The sequence below is a fragment of the candidate division WOR-3 bacterium genome (assembly GCA_039801085.1).
Classification (GTDB): domain Bacteria; phylum Hydrothermota; class Tepidihabitantia; order Tepidihabitantales; family Tepidihabitantaceae; genus JAOABP01.
This window is the reverse complement of record JBDRTY010000001.1, coordinates 215655-236003: the sequence shown is the minus strand read 5'-3', so window position 1 is coordinate 236003 and position 20349 is coordinate 215655. Positions and strand designations below refer to the sequence as shown.

At 50.1% G+C, this 20349-nt stretch carries 20 protein-coding genes; all 20 read right to left on the bottom strand.

Features of this window, described 5'->3' with window-relative positions; translation table 11 throughout:
- Positions 1 to 37: 37 nt before the first annotated feature.
- Positions 38 to 1132: a cell division protein FtsZ gene (gene ftsZ, locus ABIK48_01135; GenBank protein MEO0020766.1), complete on the bottom strand. Its 1095-nt coding sequence runs from the start codon at positions 1130 to 1132 to the stop codon at positions 38 to 40.
- 20 nt (positions 1133 to 1152) lie between these two features.
- Positions 1153 to 2379 (bottom strand): cell division protein FtsA, encoded by a 1227-nt coding sequence (gene ftsA / locus ABIK48_01130; GenBank protein MEO0020765.1) that lies wholly within the window; start codon positions 2377 to 2379, stop codon positions 1153 to 1155.
- A gap of 3 nt (positions 2380 to 2382) precedes the next feature.
- Positions 2383 to 3303 carry a UDP-N-acetylmuramate dehydrogenase gene (gene murB / locus ABIK48_01125; protein MEO0020764.1) on the bottom strand — a complete coding sequence of 307 codons (921 nt, stop codon included), beginning with the start codon at positions 3301 to 3303 and terminating at the stop codon, positions 2383 to 2385.
- Positions 3303 to 4688 (bottom strand): UDP-N-acetylmuramate--L-alanine ligase, encoded by a 1386-nt coding sequence (gene murC / locus ABIK48_01120; protein MEO0020763.1) that lies wholly within the window; start codon positions 4686 to 4688, stop codon positions 3303 to 3305. The genes murB and murC overlap by 1 nt, the downstream gene beginning before the upstream one ends.
- A gap of 6 nt (positions 4689 to 4694) precedes the next feature.
- The gene (murG, locus tag ABIK48_01115) at positions 4695 to 5777 is read right to left on the bottom strand and encodes an undecaprenyldiphospho-muramoylpentapeptide beta-N-acetylglucosaminyltransferase (protein ID MEO0020762.1); all 1083 of its coding nucleotides are present in this window, start codon (positions 5775 to 5777) and stop codon (positions 4695 to 4697) included.
- A complete protein-coding gene (locus ABIK48_01110; GenBank protein ID MEO0020761.1) occupies positions 5710 to 6960 on the bottom strand; it encodes an FtsW/RodA/SpoVE family cell cycle protein in 1251 nt (416 codons plus the stop codon). Before ABIK48_01110 ends, murG begins: the two co-directional genes overlap by 68 nt.
- Positions 6938 to 8317 (bottom strand): UDP-N-acetylmuramoyl-L-alanine--D-glutamate ligase, encoded by a 1380-nt coding sequence (murD, locus tag ABIK48_01105; protein MEO0020760.1) that lies wholly within the window; start codon positions 8315 to 8317, stop codon positions 6938 to 6940. Before murD ends, ABIK48_01110 begins: the two co-directional genes overlap by 23 nt.
- Entirely contained in the window at positions 8317 to 9405 is a 1089-nt protein-coding gene (gene mraY, locus ABIK48_01100) for a phospho-N-acetylmuramoyl-pentapeptide-transferase (GenBank protein MEO0020759.1), read from the bottom strand. Before mraY ends, murD begins: the two co-directional genes overlap by 1 nt.
- Positions 9406 to 9413: 8 nt before the next feature.
- A complete protein-coding gene (locus ABIK48_01095; GenBank protein ID MEO0020758.1) occupies positions 9414 to 10991 on the bottom strand; it encodes a UDP-N-acetylmuramoyl-L-alanyl-D-glutamate--2,6-diaminopimelate ligase in 1578 nt (525 codons plus the stop codon).
- A gap of 24 nt (positions 10992 to 11015) precedes the next feature.
- On the bottom strand, positions 11016 to 12713 hold the full coding sequence (locus ABIK48_01090) for a penicillin-binding protein 2 (protein MEO0020757.1): 1698 nt from the start codon (positions 12711 to 12713) through the stop codon (positions 11016 to 11018).
- Positions 12714 to 12739: 26 nt separating this feature from the next.
- Complete coding sequence (locus ABIK48_01085; protein MEO0020756.1) at positions 12740 to 13102, bottom strand: hypothetical protein; 363 nt, start codon at positions 13100 to 13102, stop codon at positions 12740 to 12742.
- 18 nt (positions 13103 to 13120) lie between these two features.
- Positions 13121 to 14101: a 16S rRNA (cytosine(1402)-N(4))-methyltransferase RsmH gene (gene rsmH, locus ABIK48_01080; protein MEO0020755.1), complete on the bottom strand. Its 981-nt coding sequence runs from the start codon at positions 14099 to 14101 to the stop codon at positions 13121 to 13123.
- Positions 14085 to 14573, bottom strand: coding sequence for a transcriptional regulator MraZ (locus tag ABIK48_01075; protein MEO0020754.1), 489 nt, complete (start codon positions 14571 to 14573; stop codon positions 14085 to 14087). Before ABIK48_01075 ends, rsmH begins: the two co-directional genes overlap by 17 nt.
- 291 nt (positions 14574 to 14864) lie before the next feature.
- Positions 14865 to 15416, bottom strand: a complete 552-nt coding sequence (locus tag ABIK48_01070; protein MEO0020753.1) for a 2-oxoacid:acceptor oxidoreductase family protein — start codon at positions 15414 to 15416, stop codon at positions 14865 to 14867.
- Positions 15406 to 16167: a thiamine pyrophosphate-dependent enzyme gene (locus tag ABIK48_01065; protein MEO0020752.1), complete on the bottom strand. Its 762-nt coding sequence runs from the start codon at positions 16165 to 16167 to the stop codon at positions 15406 to 15408. Before ABIK48_01065 ends, ABIK48_01070 begins: the two co-directional genes overlap by 11 nt.
- Complete coding sequence (locus ABIK48_01060; GenBank protein MEO0020751.1) at positions 16164 to 17228, bottom strand: 3-methyl-2-oxobutanoate dehydrogenase subunit VorB; 1065 nt, start codon at positions 17226 to 17228, stop codon at positions 16164 to 16166. The genes ABIK48_01065 and ABIK48_01060 overlap by 4 nt, the downstream gene beginning before the upstream one ends.
- Positions 17221 to 17469: a 4Fe-4S dicluster domain-containing protein gene (locus tag ABIK48_01055; GenBank protein ID MEO0020750.1), complete on the bottom strand. Its 249-nt coding sequence runs from the start codon at positions 17467 to 17469 to the stop codon at positions 17221 to 17223. The genes ABIK48_01060 and ABIK48_01055 overlap by 8 nt, the downstream gene beginning before the upstream one ends.
- Before the next feature lie 9 nt (positions 17470 to 17478).
- Entirely contained in the window at positions 17479 to 18267 is a 789-nt protein-coding gene (locus tag ABIK48_01050; protein MEO0020749.1) for a cobalamin biosynthesis protein CbiA, read from the bottom strand.
- A 92-nt stretch (positions 18268 to 18359) separates the two neighbouring features.
- Positions 18360 to 18902, bottom strand: coding sequence for a FlgD immunoglobulin-like domain containing protein (locus ABIK48_01045; protein MEO0020748.1), 543 nt, complete (start codon positions 18900 to 18902; stop codon positions 18360 to 18362).
- A 6-nt stretch (positions 18903 to 18908) separates the two neighbouring features.
- A partial coding sequence (locus ABIK48_01040; protein MEO0020747.1) for a tail fiber domain-containing protein occupies positions 18909 to 20349 on the bottom strand: 1441 nt, incomplete at its 5' end.

Sequence of the window (20349 nt, the reverse complement as noted above, 5' to 3'; positions counted from 1 at the left end):
CAGCAGCTATCTTCCCGACTGCTGCGCCGCCCGCGCGTTAATCGAGTTGCCGACGGATAAAAGTAGGAATCTCTAAATCCGTTTTATCTACCGGCAGTTCGCCTTTAGGATTTAAATTACGCCGCAGAGGATTCAAATCTACCCCGCTCAAAAGGTCAGCTACATCATCAATTCGCGGCAAAGGTTCGTTGAGCCCGGTAGCAATCAGCGTCACCTTCATTGCGGAATTCAGATCGCTCAGACGAGCAGCCCCCATCCGGATATCTGCCTGTCCATTCGTTGCATGGTAGATAATCTGGGCAGCCTCATCTACCTCTTTCAGTGTCATTGATTCATCGCCCGAGATATTCAGCAGGACCCGACGGGCGCTCTCAATCGATACGTCCTCAATCAATGGCGAACGCAACGCCCGGTGTGCTGCTTCAGTGGCACGCCCCTCTCCTTGAGCAATCCCTACCGACATCACCGCTCCTCCCCGCTCGCTCATCACGGTACGCACATCGGCAAAATCAATATTGATTAACTGCCGGGTCGTAACAATCTCTGATATTCCCCGAACTGCATTTAACAGCACTTCATCTGCGAGCCGAAATGCCTCAAAACAGGGCTGGGCGCCGTAAACTTCCAGAATCCGCTGATTGGGAATTACAATCAGCGTATCAACATGCGGTCTGAGCGCATCGATTCCTGCCTGAGCTTTCTCGCGACGCTGCCGGCCTTCAAAATCAAACGGCCGAGTAACAACTGCGACCACCAGTGCCCCCTGCTGCTTGGCCTCCTGAGCAACCACCGGTGCAGCACCGGTACCTGTACCACCACCTTCACCGGCGGCAATAAAAACCATATCAAACCCAGCAAGATTCTCACGCAGGACACTGATTGATTCCTCAGCTGCCTGCCGGCCAATTCTCGGATCACCGCCCGAACCCAGACCACCGGTTAGCTGCGCACCAATCTGAATCTTGTTCGGTGCCAGAGACATTGACAGCGCTTGGAGATCGGTATTGACCGCAAACAGTTCCACTCCACTTAGACGGGCATCAACCATATGATTTATGGCATTACAGCCTGCCCCACCGACCCCGAATACACCGATCCGGGTCAGATTTCTTTCCTCTACCGGCTCAATCACTCTTGCCTCCTTTCATTAATTTAAGAAAACCACGACTTCAAATCTTCCCACAGCCTTTGTCCCAAACCGGGAACAGGCAAACGATGCAACTGACTACTTTTCCCTTCAACTGCACAGCGGATCAACCCTACAGAAGTGGCGAACGCCGGATTCGTAACCACTTCTCGTGGTCCTCCTACCCGTTCCGGCCTTCCGATTTTTACCGGCATCCCACAAATCTGCTCAGCAAGCATATCAATCCCGGGTAAAAGAGCACCACCCCCAGTCAGAATAACACCTCCGGAAAGTCCGTCCGCAAGCTGTGACTTTCTGATTTCCGCATCCGCCAAGTTAAGCAGCTCCTCCACCCGGGGCTCAATGATTGATGCCAGCAGGCGTCGGGACACTTGCTTGGGCCCCCGGCCTGAAGCATCTTCAATCGTCAGTGGTTCATCTCTTTCAATCATCCCCGCCATTGCCACCCCGAACTCCCGCTTGATACTCTCTGCCTGTTGATACGAAGTCCGCAGTCCGATTGCCACGTCCTTAGTAATATTTGCGGCGCCAACCGGGAGCATTTTCGTAAACCGGATTTCCCCTTCCCGATAGATCGATACCTCCAGTACTCCGCCGATATCAATAATCGCTACTCCCAGCTCCTTGTCTTCCTCATCACAAACTCCGTAGGAAGTAGCCAGCGACTGAAGTACTAACACCCGGTGTTTGATATCCAGCCGTTCCATTACCCGATATATGTTCTCGATCGCGGTAACCGCGCCGATGATCAGCAATGCCTCTACTTCTAAACGGACCCCAAACAATCCCAAGGGATTCCGCACTCCCCGCTGACCATCAACAATGAACTGAGTTGGGATAACGTGAAGTATCTGTTCATCATTCGGTAGACGAATGGTCTGTGCTTGACGTATTACATCCTCTATATCACGTGGCATGATTCCCTTATTTGGTCTGCTCACCGGCACTGCCCCTAATCCGGGCATATGCTTGATATGATCACCGGTAATGCTGGTGTAAACCGGACCAGCACCAATACGACAGTTCGCCATCTTTTCCGCCTGCTCAATTGCCCGGGCAAATGACTCTGTTGCCTTATCAAGGCTGATGACAACTCCCATCCGGAATCCGTCCGGTGGCGACACCCCGTATCCCTTGACTTCCGTCTTACCGGTGGGATCCACTTCGGCAATCACACAGGTAACCTTAGTGGTACCGATATCAATTGCAGCAATCCTTCTCAATTTACCCATTCTTCACCTCCTGTCTCCGGCTGAACCTGTAGGAGGCAGAATCCGCACCTCCTCATCAAGCTCAATGCCGGTCATCTCCTCAACTGTTGCCTTGATAATCTGAACTAACTCATAAACATCAACAAATCGGGCACCGCCCCGGTTAACTATAAAATTCCCGTGCTGGGGTGAAACTGCTGCTCCGCCCAATATCATGCCTTTCAAACCGCACTGCTCAATTAGTTTACCTGCAGGAACTGTTGCAGGATTCTTAAAAAAAGAACCGGCTGAGGGTTCAGACGGATGCTTTTGCCGGCGCTCACTTCTTATTTCCTGACAGCTCCTTCCCTTGCCTTGCGGTAATTTCAAAATTACTGATAATGCCCAAGAGCCTGCAGGTAGCAGGGATTCCCGATATTGATTCCTGAGAACCTCCCTGTTTAACAATGCGACTATCCCCTGATTATCCATTACTTCTACCTGCTGGACGATATCCCCCAGACTTCTACCGTAGGCACCGGCATTACTCATCAACCCGCCTCCAATTGTTCCAGGAATCCCCGCGAGGAATTCAGCACCGGAAAAACCATGAGATTCGGCAAAATCTGCAATTTCATCAAGTAAGACACCCGCCCCCGCATAAATCTCATTGTCCCTCAATTCGATCCGGCAGAATTCACCTTGAAGTTTAACCACAATACCACGCAGTCCCTGTTCAGAAATTAGCATATTGGTACCGCGCCCGATAACCGTTATGTTTACTCCATATTTCTGAGCAATCGTCCACACCCCGCGCAAACCCCTTCGACTCCTGACAATAACCAATGCATCAGCCGGACCGCCAATCCGGAAACTGGTATGGCGGGCAAGAAGCTCGTTAAAAAATACCTCACAATGCTCCTCATGAACTGCCTGCAGCAATACCTCTTGCCAGTTACCAGTCATCACTTAACCTCACCGAGCAGTTTCAGAATCTCATCTGCCAATTTGGTGATACTGCCCGCCCCCAGCGTCAGCACCACATCCCCCCCCTTCAATCGATCACCGAGGAAATTTGTCACTTCATTCAGCTCCGGTATGTGGTGAACTGTCAAACCGGCTCTGCTTCGCCTCCGGACCGCATCTACAATCAACCTCTCGTCCACCCCAGGAATCGGCGGTTCAGCTGCGGCATAAATCCCGGTAATTACCACTTCATCTGCCTGATCAAATGCAGTGCCAAATTCTTCCGCCAGTAGTTTGGTGCGCGTATAGCGATGGGGCTGAAAAACAACCAGTATCCGGTGCTCTGGATAGGCATGACGCAATGCCTCGATGGTCACCCGGATTTCCGTCGGATGATGACCATAATCATCAAACACTTCTATCCCGTTCACTTCCCCCTTCTTTTCCAGTCGCCGGTGAACGCCTGTAAATGTTGCCAGCGCCTGTTCAATGGTAGCAAAGTCAATTCCCAGCTCAGCCCCCACCGCAATTGCTGCCAGCGCATTCTGCACATTATGTCTTCCTGCCATCGCCAGGCTGAATCTGCCTATCTCCCTACCATCATAAACCACTGTAAATGCCGAACTGAAGCGGTAAAGCTGGAGATCGCGGATTGTAAAATCTGCCTCCGTATCAACCCCATAGGTTACTACCCGACGCGACACCCGGTTCCGGAAGGAACGGACCGCCGGGGAATCCATACATAAAATGACACTGCCATAAAAGGGAACCCGGTTAACAAACCGTAAAAATTCCTTCTTTAAATCCTGAATATTCCGGTAATAATCAAGATGCTCCGGTTCAATATTTGTCACCACTGCGATCGAAGGATAAAGTAGAACAAAAGAACGGTCACTCTCATCAGCTTCAGCAACGAGATATTCTGACTGACCCAGCCGGGCACCGGTTTCGGCTCCAACAATTCTACCGCCAATCACTGCGGTAGGATCCAGCCCGGCACGAGTCAGAACATGCGTAACGAGTGAAGTAGTGGTTGTCTTGCCGTGGCTCCCAGATATTGCGATGCTGAATTTCAAACGCATCAGTTCTGCCAGCATTTCTGCCCGCCTGATTACCGGTATCCCGTGAGCGCGGGCAAAAACCAATTCGGGGTTATCATCAGCAACTGCTGTGGAAAAAACCACCACCTCAGCATGGGTGCAATTTTCTGCCTGGTGTCCGATAAACACCTTTATCCCCTCCTGTATCAAACGTTCCGTCACTTCACTTGCCTGAATGTCCGATCCCGAAACCTCAAATCCGAGATTTTTGAGTAGCAGTGCAATACCCGACATCCCTGCGCCACCGACACCCACAAAATGAATACGTTTTAGTCTGCCAAACATAGCAGCTCAATCTCCTTCTGAATTTAACGCCGTAATAATCCGTCGGGCAATGGCAGGACCGGCATCTATCCGAGCAGCCATACGGGCATTTCTTGACATCGCTTCCATCTTTGCAGCATCTGTCAAAAGATGCTGTACCAAGCTGGTCAACCCCGAAAGCTGACTCTGTTCCAGCACAATTCCGGCACCGATTTTTGCTATATACCGGGCATTGGCATCCTGGTGCCGGTCGGCGGCAAAAGGAAAGGGAACGACAATCATCGGTATGCCGAACGCCATTAATTCTGATATTACCAGCGCACCAGCGCGGGTAATTGCCAGCGCAGCTTGAGCATAATATTCTTCTGGCTGATCAGTCCAGTCCACCAGTTCGCAATTTCTGGAATGCACCAGAGACTTAATCAGCTCGTAATCCCTTTTCCCGGTAATAATAACAACCCGGATATTGGAAAGTGTTGCTGCCAAATCTAGTGCGGCGAGATTTAGTACCCGCGCACCTTGACTCCCTCCGATTACCAATACTGTCCGGTTCTGAATGGTCGCTGAAGCCTCTTCTCTCAATTGAAAAACACTTGATTGAGAACATCTTTGAACAATTCCCTGACGCAGTGGCGTCCCGGTAACATTACAATTACCACTCAGAGATTTTTCAAGCGGAAAAGTCAGAAAGACTTCTTGAGCGTACCGCGAGAAAAATCGGGTTACTCTTCCGGGGACACAATTCTGTTCTAAAAGGAAGAATTTGATTCGTCGAATCCAAGAAGCCATGAGAAGTGGAGCACTTACAAACCCACCGGCGGCAATGACTGCATTGGGATTTATCCGATTGATAATTTTCACAGACTGAAAAAAACCGGCACTAATCTCGGCTAACCCGCGCAATCTGAAAACCGGATCTTTCCCGGTCACTTGACCGGATTGTATAGGCTCAAATTGAAAAGCTGCCCGCCGGGCAACTGTCTCCTCCAACATACCTTTCCTTCCTACCCATATCACAGTTACCCCGCAATTTCTGAGCTCTTCACCCAGCGCGAGCGCGGGAAAAATATGGCCGCCGGTTCCACCCGCGACCAGCAACACCTTCCTCATCGACACCACTCCTTCTATGTCTTGAAACATTCAGAACCAGTCCGGCAGCAAACATGTTTGATACCAGTGCCGAACCGCCATATGATATGAAAGGTAATGGCTGTCCGGTCGTGGGTATCAGGCTCAGCGATACAGCGATGTGAACCATAGCGTAGATTGTAATGACCACTCCGACGCCACCGCTTAATAGACGCCCGAACTCTGTTACCGACCTCTCTGCCACCTTCGTCACTCGATAGACTAAGAGAATATAAAGTAAAATGAGTATCAACGTACCCAAAAATCCCCTTTCTTCGCCGATCAGGCAGAAAATAAAATCCTTGTGCAGCTTTGGCAGAAAATAATACTTCTGACGGCTCTCTCCTAGTCCCTTACCAAAGGGACCACCGGAGCCCAGAGCGATCAATGCCTGGGTCTGATGATACCGATCGCCAGCCCAGAAATTATCCCAACGCTCCGTAATATAGCGGAACTTTGTCGTCCTGAGCACAGGCTTTACTATGAACCAGACCCCAACTAACATTCCCACAACCATAATTATCGGCACCAGATAACGCCATCTGACGCCCGCAAGGACGAAAATGAAGAAACTAGATGCTGCTATTATGAAACTTGTGCCCAGCGCAGGTTGCGCCAGCGTAAGTCCTACGGTAAGGGCGACTATCAAACCCGGTCTTACTACTGTATTAACGAAGTTGGGTTTTAAATCGGAATTCCGAAGCCTGTCAAAATAACCTGCCAGCCAGAGAACCAGTGCGTACTTCACAAACTCCTGAGGTTGAAAACCGTATAGCTCACGACAGGCAACCACCCCGGCAAGATTTCCAAGAACAACTGCCCCTGCCAACAGCCCGAGCATTATTATTAGTAGCAGCCATTGAAAATTTCTGCCGGCAATTCGCCCGAGATTAACCTTCATACCCAACCAGAGCGCTCCGCAACCCATCAATAGTCGCAAAGTCTGCCCCCGGAGATATTCCAACCCCAGATGATATGTCGCTGCATATACCGTGATAAGACCAATTACCCCCAAGGCGAGAACAATAACAAGCAGCTGATAATCAATTGGAGAATTGGGCAGATATTCGAATGCTCCGCTCCGTCCGCTGACCGGAATCCACAACCGGTTCGGGCGGTGGACAACATTCAGCACGCCACTATCACTGTAGTTGCCGGACCGCATTACGAAAAACCCTTCCCCTTTCCTGAAAATCATGAAATAGGTCAAATGAGGCAAAGCCTGGGGAAAGCACAACAACATCCCCGGGCCTAGCATGCTGATAAGCACGAACCACAGCATCCTTCATCGAACCTGCAATCTCGTATTTCTTAAATCCGAGGCTGCTTAATTCTTCTGCCAGACGATTACTGTTTTCTCCTAAAAGTACTACGCACTTTGCCCGCTGTCTGATTGTGTCTAGATAATTTTTAAAATTGGTATCTTTCTCTTTCCCTCCTGCTATCAAAATAACCTTCTTTCGCCAAGCCTGAAGCGACCGGACTCCCGCCTCAGGATTTGTGCACATCGAATTATTAAAAAAATAAACTCCATGCAAGCGACGAACAAACTCCAGTCGATGTGGTAGATGCTTAAATCGTCTCAATCCCTGTTTAATTGCAGGTATGGGAATTTGTAATATCTGAGCAACACACACTGCCGCCAGCGCATTTTCAATCACGGGCAGATATCTCAGATTGTAAAATTTCATCGGCCGCTGGAGCAGCTCACTGACGGATACTACAGCTTTGCCTTTAAACCAGAACCACCCCCGGGCGATATAGGCATCTGCTAATTTTTTTCTTGAAAACCATACTATTTCTGCCTGAACATTTTCAACCCCTTTTCTTACTGATGGGTCGTCATAATTTAATACTGCCCAGTCATCCTTCTGCTGATATTCAAATATCCTCAGTTTGCAGCGGACATAATCAGCAAATGACCGATGCCGGTCCAGATGGTCCTCGGTAATATTCAGCAATACCGCCACCTTCGGTTTCAGCGCTCGTGCCCGCATAAGCTGAAAACTGGACACTTCAATAACATAAAAATCCTTCTCGTTCATGTTCAGCGCTGCTGACAGCGGCTTTCCCGGTGCCAGATTCCCGCCGACAAAAACTTTCTTCCCTGCCTGCTTTAGGATTGTTGCAATCAAAGATACGGTAGTTGATTTTCCATTGGTACCGGTAACTGCAATCTGAACACCAGGGAGAAATTTGCTGGCAAAATCAAGCTCATCGTACACCGAGATCCCGTTATCAGTTAAAAAGCGAACCACCGGATGCTCAGCTGGAAATCCGGGGCTCGCCACTACCGTCACATGTGGGATCAGAAGCTGATGATTCACCCGGTAAATCCGCCTCAATCCCAATCCTACTAACCCCTGAAGCACCGGCTGGTGCCAGACCGATTCGTCATCATCATACCCTGCAACATCAGCTTCTGCGTGCAGCAGTGCGTTCGCCAATGCTTTCCCCGCTCTTCCTAACCCCAGAATTAGAAATGGCCGCCCCGCCACCTGTTCTCTGAATATCCTTAACATTAGCGCACCTTGAGAGTTGCTAACGCCACCATCCCACACAACACAGCAACGATCACAAACCGGGTTACAATTTTAGGTTCAACCCAACCTTTAAATTCGAAATGATGATGCAGTGGTGCCATGCGAAAAATTCTTTTTCCACCGGTAGAGTGGAAATATATCACCTGTAGCAACACCGACCCTGCCTCAAGCACAAACACGCCTCCCACGATCGGCAGCAGCAATTCATGTTTGGAAACAATTGCAGCCAGCCCCAGAGCACCCCCAAGCGGCAGGGAACCGGTGTCACCCATGAAAATCTCTGCCGGATAGGAATTAAACCACAAAAACCCGAGGCAAGCACCAGTAAGTGCCAGACAAAATACCGTCATCTCTCCTGAGACCGGCACATATTGGATATTAAGATATTGAGCAATCTTGAAATTACCCGAAATATAGCACAGCGCAGTATAAGTACCCAGGGCTACTGTTAGTAATCCGGGTGCCAAACCGTCCAGTCCGTCACTCAGATTCACTGCGTTTGAAGAACCGATTAGCACTAGCATTATCAGCGGAATATAGAATATCCCGAAGTCTACGACAATATTTTTAAACAGTAAAAAATTGGTCTTGGTTTTAATTCCCGGGTCAGTCGGGAAGAAGTAAAGCACAATCCCCACACCAGCTGCAACAAGAAGTTGAAAGAACAACTTTGTGCGTTTGTTAATTCCTCGGGCACGACCTCCCCGCACTTTCACGTAATCATCCCAAAACCCCAGTGCTCCTAAAGAGAGCAGTACCGCCAAACCCAAAAGGACCGACTGATTCTTCAAATCCCCGAAAAGCACCGTACCGATTATCGCTGCCACCAGTATCAGCGCCCCTCCCATTGTGGGCGTCCCGGCTTTTCCCCGGTGCCTTTCAGGAACCTCTTCCCGGATATTCTGACCGACCTGCAGTCGCTTCAGCAATCTGATCAGCGGAGCTCCTAACACCAAGGTTAGCACAATCGCTACTACACCCGCCATTGCTGCCCGAAATGTGATGTATCGAAACAGATTTAACGCCCCAAAGTAGCGTGTCAGTGGTGTCAGAAGATAATAAAACACCCCTCCTCCTATTCTTTCTGTAACGAGCCCAGAATTTCCCGCACCACTTCCCGATCGTCAAAATGAAACCGTTCATTGCCGATAATTTGATAATCCTCATGTCCCTTCCCTGCAATCACAACTGTATCTCCGGCCTGTGCCAGCGTTAACGCCTGCCGTATTGCCTCTTTGCGGTTAATCTCAATCCGGCATCGTGAAGAATCTTGACGCAAAACCGGTGCCACTCCCATCAAAATTTCCTCAATTATCTTCGCCGGTTCTTCGCTCCGTGGGTTATCCGAAGTTATTATTACAATATCTGCCATCTGTGTCGCAACTTTGCCCATCAACGGTCGCTTTCCCCGATCCCGGTCCCCCCCACAACCAAAAACCACAATTACCCGGTTGGAAGTCCACTCACGAACAGTCTCCAGCACCTTTCTCAGGGCATCAGGAGTATGAGCATAGTCAACATAGACATGGAAGTTACCCGAATGTTCAATGCGTTCCAGCCTGCCCGGTACAGCATCAAGCCGTTCAATTCCCGTAACAACCGGTTCTAGCTCCCAACCCAATGCTCTGGCAATACCGAATACTGCAAGTGCGTTCAGCATATTGTGTCTACCCGGTAACCTTAAACGAATCGGAATTGCCTGGAGTTTCCTGCTATGCAAATTATTGACATAAACCACCCCTGCTACTCCTGCGCCGGAAACGTGTTTTACTTCACCCCAGATATACTCAGTTACATTTTGTTCGTTCTTAAGGACCAGATCCGGTTCCGGCTTTGTCCCAAAACCGATTACCCGGGCTCTCGTCAAATGAGGAATTCCAATTCCTGTCCGGTCGTCAAAATTGACAACTGCAAAACACCCGGGTGTCAGGGACTGAAAAAGCTTCATCTTGGCGCGACGATAATTTTCCATCGTCCGGTGAAAATCAAGATGGTCCTGAGTAAGGTTAGTAAAAACTGCCACCTTGAAATCAAGGTCAAAAACCCGATCCATCTCCAGAGCATGGGAGGAAACCTCAGACACACATATCTGTACCCCATTTTCCACCATGCGAGAAAGCATCTGTACCATATCCAGACTTTCAGGTGTAGTATTGCCAGCAACTTTTCTTTCTACTCCATCCCAATATTCTATCGTCCCGATAAACCCCGGCTCGTTACCCAGCTGACGGCAGACAGAACGGGTAAGATAGCAGGTAGTAGTTTTACCGTTTGTCCCTGTAACACCAATCAATTGCAGCTTTCGTGCGGGGAAATCATAAAAACGATTAGCAACCTGGGCCAGAAACCGGCGTGGGAACTGAGTTTGAATGATCGCCACCCAATTCTTCCGCACCCTCCGGGGCTCACTGGTTGCCACGGCCACAGCACCGCGGTTAATCGCCTCGTCAATATAATCATTGCCCGACACACGCGTCCCTTCAATTGCCACAAAGAGAAAACCCGGCTTAACCTGAGCCGAATGGTAAGCAATCCCCCTGATTTTAATTTCTCCTAAACCAATACTTCTACTGGCAACACCGCTGGTTAGTACATCACACGGTATGCCAGTAATCAAATCAGCCAGAGATTTAGTCCGTTCACTCCCTACCATCTTAACTACAACTCCATAAACTTTTCATCTGCTGGCTACAGCCATCTCCAGTTTCAGCAGTCGTTCAGCGATTTCACGGAAAACCGGACAGGCAGTGCTGCCCGCAAATCGATACTTTGTGGGTTCATCCAGCATCACTGCGATCACATACCTCGGTTCATTCTTTGGGAAAAACCCGATAAAACTCATTAGTGACCTCGTGCTGGAATACACACCGTTAGCATCAACTTTCTGCGCAGTCCCAGTCTTTCCGCAAATACTCACCCCGTCAATCCTGGCCAGTTTCCCGGTGCCGTTCAGCACTACCCGTTCCAGAATATCCTTCATCCTCTGAGCGGTTCTTTTGCTCAACGCCTGTCGCACAGCTGTCTTTCCCGCAACATGAATTTTCATCCGGTTATTCCCCTTCATGGCGGAGGCGACAATACCACGTTTTGCCATTGCCTGCAGTAAATAAGGCTTCAAGTACGTCCCATCATTTGCCACACAGAGATAAGCCGCTGCCATCTGCAGCAATGTTACCATCACGCCCTGACCGAACGAAATTGTAGCAAAGCGCAGCCGATTTCTTAGCTGCTTGGGCCGGTCCAGCCGGCCTCCGCCCTCATCCGGGAAGCCAATTCCTACCTTCTCGGCAAACCCGAGTTTCCTGGCTATAGAGTAATATATTTCCGGATTAACCTCAAATGACATCATCGCGCAGGCCGGATTGGAAGATTGAATGAACACACTGTCAAATGAAAGCACTCCATTAGGATGTACATCCTTGATCTTTTTGCTTCCAATTTCAATAAAACCTGCAGAAACATCATATAAACGCTCGGTAAATCGCTCTGGCGCTGAATCCTCAAGTGCCGCAGCACAGATGACGATCTTGAAACTCGATCCGGGTTCAAACTGATCCGCAACCGCATTAAGTTTATACCGCTCTCTTGGATAATCGCAATAGTTGTTCGGATCATATGCCGGATAATCAACCGCCCCCAGAATTGCTCCATTCTTAGCATCCAGAACGATAGCAGAACCCCGCTTTGCGCCTGTTTCTTCCACACCATTTTTAAGCGCCTGAAAACAGATCATCTGAATGTCGGCATCAACAGTCAGATAAAGGTCCGTTCCCGGACTCGGCGGCCTCATCGGCAAACTGGGATAAGGCTTTGCCCATCCCAGTGCATCCTTCTGGAGCATAATCCAGCCCGGCTCGCCACGCAGCACTGAATCAAACTCCCACTCTATTCCGGCAAGCCCTCTTTCCTTTCCCACAAATCCGATAATATCAGCACAAATTTCGCCGTAAGGATAAATCCGTTCATAATCATCTTGTACCAGTACTGCATTGATAAATCTTCTTCTCGTAAGAACCTTCCTCAAAGAATCACCAGTATTATAATCCACAGACCGGCGAAACCAGAACAGGCGTTTCTTCTGTCCCAGTAACTCCCGGTTTTCCTGAACCGACCCCAGTCCGAAACCCGCAAGAATTTCTGCCAAGGTATCTCGATTCCGCACATACTGAGGCAGAATCTGAATCGAACAGCACAAACGGTTTAACGCTAATGCTCGTCCCTTGCGGTCAAAAATCCGCCCTCTTTCCCCCAAAAGAATTATCTTTTTGTGATGCAGCCGATCTGCCAGATTCTCATAATACCGCCATTTACCAATCTGAACCTCGGCAACCCTAACGATTAGAAATAGCCAAATTGCTGAAAATCCAGCAAACACTATTTTCTCCCTCTTGCTCCTTCGCCTCATCTCCTGATAAGAACTTGGTTATAAGTAACTGCAACTGGCACAGCTGGCTGCTTCTTCTCCTCTTCTCCCCCCCGCATCGCAAGAACAGCATCTGCCGACTCAGATGAAAACACTGGAGAAACATTAAACCCGCCCCTGCTGATACTGCACAACGACTCAAGCCTGCAGAAACTGGTAAGCTGCTCGAGCGTAACTGTCAGTGTATCAACCTGTTGGGTTACAAGTCGCCATTCCATTTCCAATCTTAAAAGTTCCCGGGTCATACGAATACTGGTAGCATGAAGATAAAGATATGCCAGCGCAATGCCGCAAAGCACAATCATGATTACCATTGCCTTAAAACTGCCATTAGCTTTCATCCCCCTCCTCCATAAAAATTAATTTCTTTTGTCTGTGATCGACTCTGTCTTCTCTACGGCACGCAGCCGCGCACTTCTCGCCCTCGGATTAGCAAAAACCTCATCTGCGTCCGGGTAAAGCGGTTTTCTGGTTAACAACAACAGTTCCCCCCGATGTTCCCGATACATCTCCTTGAAACACCGGTCTTCTCCAGACTGATAACAGATTACCACCAGTCGACCACCTGGCATCAGTAATCGAATCGCTGCCTTTAATCCGAGCCGGAGATTTTCAATCTCGTTGTTCACTACAATCCTCAGTGCCTGAAAAATCCGGGCAAGAGTTTTCCTCAACCGCCGTGGGGGAATAACCTTTCCCACTACCTTCACCAAATCTCCGGTTGTCCTGATATCTTTCCGTGCAGCATATATCTGGCGGCTGATTCTGCCCGCCATCGGTTCATCGGCATATACCCTGAACCAAGAATAAAGCTCATTGATACTGGCTTCCTGCAAAATCTCCCTTGCGGTCGGTCTGGAACTCTGCTGATCAAAACGCATATCCAGGGGACCATCCGCCTCGAATGAAAACCCCCGCTCCGGTTGAAGCTGGTAGGAGGACAATCCTAAGTCCATCAGCACGCCGCTTACCAACCTGATCCCCAATCGTTCTACCAACTCAGCCATATTCACATAATTTGCCTGTATCAGCAAAATCATCGACAACTGATTACCACCAACCGGAGAACTGACTTCAGCCATTCCCCGGATGAACGTGCAACCGAACTCGCTTAATCTTGACTGTGCAAATCTGAGTGCAGTGGCATCAATGTCAATGCCAATAAGCCGGCACCGTTGTTCCCCGAGAGGGATAAGTCTCTGCATCTCCTGTGCCAGCGCCCGCAAATGACCTCCTCCACCGGCAGTCGCATCGATAACCGTTCCCACACCCAGACATGGTCTCAACAGGCTGACAACTTTTTCGACAAGCACGGGCACATGTTCAGTCGTTACGCTCATGGGCGCGAAAACGTAACATCATCTCCCAAGCCTGACGCCCCGCTTCATTCCGATCGCGCTGATAATTCGCCATGGACTCCATGACAAACTTGCGATACCGTTCCGGTTCCCAGATCAGAAAAAATTTCCCCGCTCCGGTAATCACCACGTTACTTTTGATTCCCGCCCATTCCCGGAGATGCTTGGGCAAAAGTACCCGCCCCTGAACATCCAAAGTAGCTTCACCTGCCTGAGAATAAAGCAGAATAAAAAAACGCTGAGCCTCTTCAGTATGCTCAGGAAGATGGCGAAGCACGCGGTCCTCGTAGTCGTTCCATTCGGTGTAGGGGTGGACTTCTATTGTTTGAAACCGTCCGGGAAGAAATATTAACCTGTTCTCATCCGGACCCAGTTTCTTACGGAACTCCACGGGGACCGCGAGCCTGCCTTTGCCGTCAATTGTATATTCAAACTCACCGATAAACCTTCCCAACCCCATCATCCAACACCATTCCCGTTATCCACACAATTCCACACAATTATCCACTTCATATATCTGTAAATTACTATATCCCCACTTTAGTTCTTGTCAAGAAAAAATTAAAAAGAATTTAACAAGCTAAACAAAATTATAATTTATTGATAAATAATTACTTAAATGGCATTGCTATAATATATATGAGAATTTCTATTTGCTCTGGAATTTAATCGTCTTGGTAGGTATCAGAACTAAATTGTCGCGTCTGAGATCAATACTTATTAATAACAGTGAAAGTATTAACCGCTAAATGTTGTATCCAGCAGCTCTGCCGATATTATAACCACGCTCGACGCAAGCAATATTTACTGGAATCAGCTTTGCTTTAGCTTGAAATTCCTCTTTGATCTGTTCGATAATCGCCTCAACCGGCACAATGCCCGTTGCCCCAACATAGGCGCCCAGCATCACCATATTTGCCGCTTTCCCACTGCCCGCCTCGATCGCAACTTCATTAGCCGGCACTTCTACCACTCTGATATCATCCCTATCCGGTCGAATGTTAATCAGTGAACTATTAACAATAGCATACCCCCCAGGTTTTTGTGTCGCACAGAACTTTTCCAGGGAAGGACGGTTCATTACCACCGTATCGCGTGGATGGGCAATAATCGGTGAAGCAATCGGTTCATCGGCAATTATCACCACACAATTGGCGGTTCCACCTCTCATTTCCGGACCATAGGAGGGAAGCCAGACCACTTCCTTCCCCATTTTCATACCCACCTCTGCCAGTACTCTGCCGGCAAGCATAACCCCCTGACCACCAAATCCGGCAAATACGGTCTCAATCTGCATTTTGTCCCTCCGTAAATTCCGGCGTCTTGAAGTTCTTTACCGGATAATAGGGCAGCATATTCTCCTCCAGCCATCGAGTTGCCTGAACCGGAGACATTCCCCAGTTCGTTGGACAGGTTGACAGAAACTCCACGAATGTAAAGCAAGCCCGATCCCGTTGATAGCTGAACGCCAATTTTAGTGCACGCCGGGCATTGATTACCTGCTTGGGATTATGCACCGCCACCCGTTCAATAAATGCCGGCGTACGCAGACTGCTGAGCAGCTCACACATCCGGATTGGATAACCCACATCATTAACATCTCTCCCCCGCGGGGATGTTGTCGTTACCTGTCCCGGCATCGTCGTTGGCGCCATCTGCCCCCCGGTCATGCCGTAAATAGCGTTATTGATAAATACTACCGTAAATTTCTCACCGCGGTTCGCAGCATGAATAATTTCACTCATCCCGATCGATGCCAGGTCTCCATCTCCCTGATAGGTAAAGACAATCAAGTCCGGTCGCGCCCTTTTAATTCCTGTTGCCACCGCCGGTGCCCGACCATGAGCTGCCTGCTGGAAATCAAAATTGAAATAATTAAATGCCAGCACGGAACAGCCAACCGGAGCAATTCCCACCGCTTTTTCCCGCAATCCCAACTCATCAATCACCTCGGCAATCAGCCGATGAATGATACCATGTGTGCACCCCGGACAATAGTGAGTTGGAGTCACACTCAGCGACTCCGGACGTCGGAAAATTACTTTCATCTGCCACCTCCGGCAATGTACCGCTTCACCGCATCCACCACTTCCTCTGGACTGGGGACCATTCCTCCTGCCCGCCCATAAAAATAGACTGGCTTACTCCTGCCAACTGCCAGCCGGACATCCTCCACCATCTGACCGGTGGACATCTCTACACTCAACAGAAACTGTGTCCGCTGGCTGAGTTCATAGATCGGCTCCTCAGGAAAAGGAAAAAGTGTAATCGGTCTGAGCAGTCCTGTAGGTATCCCCTCATCATCAAGTCGTTGAATCGCAGTTTTACACACTCGCGCCGTAGTGCCGTAAGCCACCAGCAGACACTCAAGCTCCCGGTCGGTACGGAATTTCTCATAACGCACCTCATTTTTTTTCATCTGTTCGTACTTTGCCGCCAGTTTGAAATTCAATTTCTCCTCCTCAACCGGATCCAGATAAAGTGAGTTAATTACATTTGGCTTTCTTCCCTTACAACCGGTTGTTGCCCAGTCTTTCGGCGGCAAGGGAGGAAACTGCTGCTCCGTGAACTCCACTGGTTCCATCATCTGCCCGATCATTCCGTCACCAATGACAATCACCGGATTACGATACCGGTCCGCCCGGTCAAACGCCAGCGGCATCAAATCTACAGCTTCCTGAACCGAACAGGGCGCCAGCACCAGGCACCGGTAATCACCGTGTCCGCCCCCTTTGACCGCCTGAAAATAGTCCCCCTGTGATGGCAGAATACCACCGAGTCCGGGCCCGCAGCGCACAATATTTACGATCACACATGGCAGTTCTGCTGCCGCAATATAGGAAACAGCTTCCATCATCAGACTGATCCCCGGACTGGAGGAAGAAGTCCAGACGCGGGCACCGGCACCTGCCGCACCATAGAGCACATTAGCCACCGCCACTTCGCTTTCAATCTGCAGAAACACCCCGCCCACTTCAGGCATCCGGTGAGCAAGATATTCTGCAATCTCCGACTGAGGTGTAATCGGATAGCCAAAATAGAGAAGTCCCCCTGCCCGGACTGCTGATTCAGCAATTGCCTCATTACCCTTCATCAGAATTTTAGCCATCTGCCTTCACCTCCGATTTTTCCGACTCCTCGACGGCAATTTCAATTGCCGTATCCGGACACATCATACCACAGAACCGGCAGGCTATGCATGCATCCTGATTAACGACCTGCGCATAGAAGTAACCTTTGTCGTTAATCTCCTTGGACATCGCCAAGACCTGCTTCGGACAGTAAGTCACACATAGTTCACATCCCTTACAGCGGTTCTTCTCAATTGTTACTTTTGCCTTTCTCCCCACATTAACTCCTTAAATTTTAAAACGCCTCGGACCTAAACGATCATTCCTCTGTTCCCAGGGCTTCAGAAGCTGTCGTTCCAATACCAGCACTGGATAATCAGTACTCTTCGGATCGAAGTCCTCCAGAACTCGGCGTTCGATTGCTATAAACGCAATCGGTTTAGCAGTTACGGCACTCACCGCCTCTGCCAGTTTTATTCCCTCTTGAACGATTGCAGCGGTTGTTTCCTCAATCAGGTGGGAATTTACCACCAGATGTGTAATGGTCAACCCTGATGTTGATTCAATATCTCCCAGCAAACTCTGAATCTGTGACACAGTTCGGGTAAAAGGCCGACGGGAATTGAGCACAAAAAAACTGTTATACTCATCTCGGTTTATACCATGGCTCAGACTTGCCATCACCCGGGCACCTACTGGATCCCCGCCCAAGTCCAAAATCAGAAAACCTGCTCCCGAAACCATTGCACCGCGAATTTCGGCTCCGATCATCGGCAGATCGGTCTCCATCACCGTTACCGGCGGCATCAGCACCCGGACTCCCCATTGCTCAAGAACCTGCCTCGCCTCCCGGCTCCGGAAATAGGGATTAACGATATCCAGATCAGCAATCGTTACTGGCGTGCCCAGCTCTGTCAAACTCAGAGCAAAATTGACCGCAATTTCGCTCTTGCCCGAACCATATCCCCCTGCAAAGATACTTACTCGGCGCAGTCCGGCAACAAAATTTTCCGCATTAAACCAGAAGGGCCTGCCAGCGATTTCCGCTAGGGAACCTGTTTTAGAAAATCCCGACATGAGAAAAAATTATAGCATCCGATACACTCCGGTCAAATATGACAAAAAAGGGGCGGCAAAAACGCCGCCCCGTGTTGATCTCTGTTGTTCTTTTAACGCTGGAGCACGAGCTTGGTGCTGCGCCGGTAACCACCGGCAGAAAACCGGCAGAAGTAAATACCGGCAGCAACCTCGCGCCCGGCGTTGTCTCTTGTATCCCAAGTCAGTGTATATGTACCAGCAGGCTGAACCGAATTCACCAGTGTCCTTACTACTCGGCCGCTGATATCACAAATCTGCACCAGTGTCCGCTGTTCACAGTTAAGCGTATATCGGATTCTGGTCGCACCGGAGAATGGATTGGGCAACACCGGATACAACCGGGTTTCATTAGCTACTGCCCCTTCCTGCCAGAACCGGTCCTTTTCGGCAATACCCGTGGTGACCTCTGGCTGCCAGAAACCGGCCAGTGCCAGCAGGTTAGGACCACTCATCAACCCGGTTGCTGTCTGTCCAACGGTAACGCCACAGCGGTAACCACCTGCGAGCATTCCACCGCCAACCGCTGTCACCTGCCAGTCACAGCGGTAAGACTGAGCCCAGAGCCAGGAACTGGTCAGCAGAAGAAATCCCAGAGCTATCCATCTCCTGCCCATCATGGTTTACCTGCCTTCCTGAAGCTGTGCTTTCAAAGCTTCAAGCTCCTGCCGGAGTTCCTGGTTCTGCTCACAGACTGCTTGGATTGCTGCTAGCAGGAAACCGATGGCGTCACCGGTGTTGATACCATCCCGGTTCGGTGTTGCCAGCAGTTCCGGCGCATCTTCAGCAATCACACCAATATGCTCTTCACCTTTGATATCCGATTTATAACGGAAACGCACTACCTGAATCCGCTTCAACTCCTCCAGAATCGCCTTCACCTCTTCCGGTGTCAGAACCCTGATATCCTTCTTCAGGAGACGTGAGCTGGCATCCACCCAGCTGGTACCGTCGCAATAAGCACCACCCTGAACATGAATCGGATACTGAGGATTCTGTACTCCGACCCCGAGTTTTGTTGTTCCGCCCGAATGGTAGAATACTACTGCCCGCGGAGTGGAGGTCGAACAACCCTCGCCAAAGGCAAAGGTGTAATCAGCGCTGGCTCGAACGCGGGTGTTGTAACCGCCGGCAAAACTGTAATTAGCTGCAGCAGTGTCAGACATACCGCCGGCAACGATTGAATAATCACCGCTTGCAACATTGTCGCGCCCGCCAGGAACAGCTGCATAATTACCGTTGCTAACATTATTACTTCCACCACCGATCGAAGCATAGGTTCCGCCTGCTCTGTTAGCATAGCCGCCAGCCACAACCGCCATATAACCGGCAGCTCTATTATTTTCCCCACCAGCAACAGTAGCAGCAGCAGCGCTCGCTACATTATTGACACCTCCGCCAACTGTGCTGTAGGCAACATCAAAACTCGAGTTACCGGTAGTGCAGGCAACACCGAAGTTCACATGGGTGTACCGAAGTGCTCCATAAAGCACATTGTCCGCATTGCCGCGGGCGATACCCAGTTGTCGCGCCGTGAACAGCACACTGTCCTGGTTACTATCCCGCACCCAGGCATCATCATTCAAATCCGCAGCCGGCGCCCAGGCACTGCCGTTCCACTTCAGCACCTGCCCAGCAGTCGCACCCGCCTGATCAATCTTCGTCATCGTCACCGCCCCGTCCGCAATCATCCCGCTGGTAATCGCATCCGCCTCACCCGCCTCAACATACCGCTCATCCAGCCCGCTCAGATCCAGCCCGCCAACACGCTCCGCCCCACCAGCACTGTCCACATACGGATGACTGTGATCTGCCGCTGCAAAGTCGTCCGGCTCCATGCCCTGCAAGGTCTGCGCATCTCCCGCAGACGCCGCATAGTCCGCAGTGTCCGCATACGGCGCCTTGAAATCAGCCGCCACATCACCACGCTCAATCGTCCCGTCCGCAATCATCCCGCTGGTAATCGCATCCGCCTCACCCGCCTCAACATACCGCTCATCCAGCCCGCTCAGATCCAGCCCGCCAACACGCTCCGCCCCACCAGCACTGTCCACATACGGATGA

Coding starts and splice junctions, on each gene's coding strand:
- ftsA (MEO0020765.1), bottom strand. CDS start 2,379: ATGGGTAAATTGAGAAGGATTGCTGCAATTGATATCGGTACCACTAAG.
- murC (MEO0020763.1), bottom strand. CDS start 4,688: ATGTTTGGCAGACTAAAACGTATTCATTTTGTGGGTGTCGGTGGCGCA.
- ABIK48_01050 (MEO0020749.1), bottom strand. CDS start 18,267: ATGTCGGGATTTTCTAAAACAGGTTCCCTAGCGGAAATCGCTGGCAGG.
- rsmH (MEO0020755.1), bottom strand. CDS start 14,101: ATGAGCGTAACGACTGAACATGTGCCCGTGCTTGTCGAAAAAGTTGTC.
- ABIK48_01095 (MEO0020758.1), bottom strand. CDS start 10,991: ATGGTAGGGAGTGAACGGACTAAATCTCTGGCTGATTTGATTACTGGC.
- murB (MEO0020764.1), bottom strand. CDS start 3,303: ATGACTGGTAACTGGCAAGAGGTATTGCTGCAGGCAGTTCATGAGGAG.
- ABIK48_01110 (MEO0020761.1), bottom strand. CDS start 6,960: ATGCGGTCCGGCAACTACAGTGATAGTGGCGTGCTGAATGTTGTCCAC.
- ABIK48_01060 (MEO0020751.1), bottom strand. CDS start 17,228: ATGGCTAAAATTCTGATGAAGGGTAATGAGGCAATTGCTGAATCAGCA.
- ABIK48_01070 (MEO0020753.1), bottom strand. CDS start 15,416: ATGCAGATTGAGACCGTATTTGCCGGATTTGGTGGTCAGGGGGTTATG.
- murD (MEO0020760.1), bottom strand. CDS start 8,317: ATGTTAAGGATATTCAGAGAACAGGTGGCGGGGCGGCCATTTCTAATT.
- murG (MEO0020762.1), bottom strand. CDS start 5,777: ATGAGGAAGGTGTTGCTGGTCGCGGGTGGAACCGGCGGCCATATTTTT.
- ABIK48_01085 (MEO0020756.1), bottom strand. CDS start 13,102: ATGAAAGCTAATGGCAGTTTTAAGGCAATGGTAATCATGATTGTGCTT.
- ABIK48_01045 (MEO0020748.1), bottom strand. CDS start 18,902: ATGGGCAGGAGATGGATAGCTCTGGGATTTCTTCTGCTGACCAGTTCC.
- ABIK48_01065 (MEO0020752.1), bottom strand. CDS start 16,167: ATGAAAGTAATTTTCCGACGTCCGGAGTCGCTGAGTGTGACTCCAACT.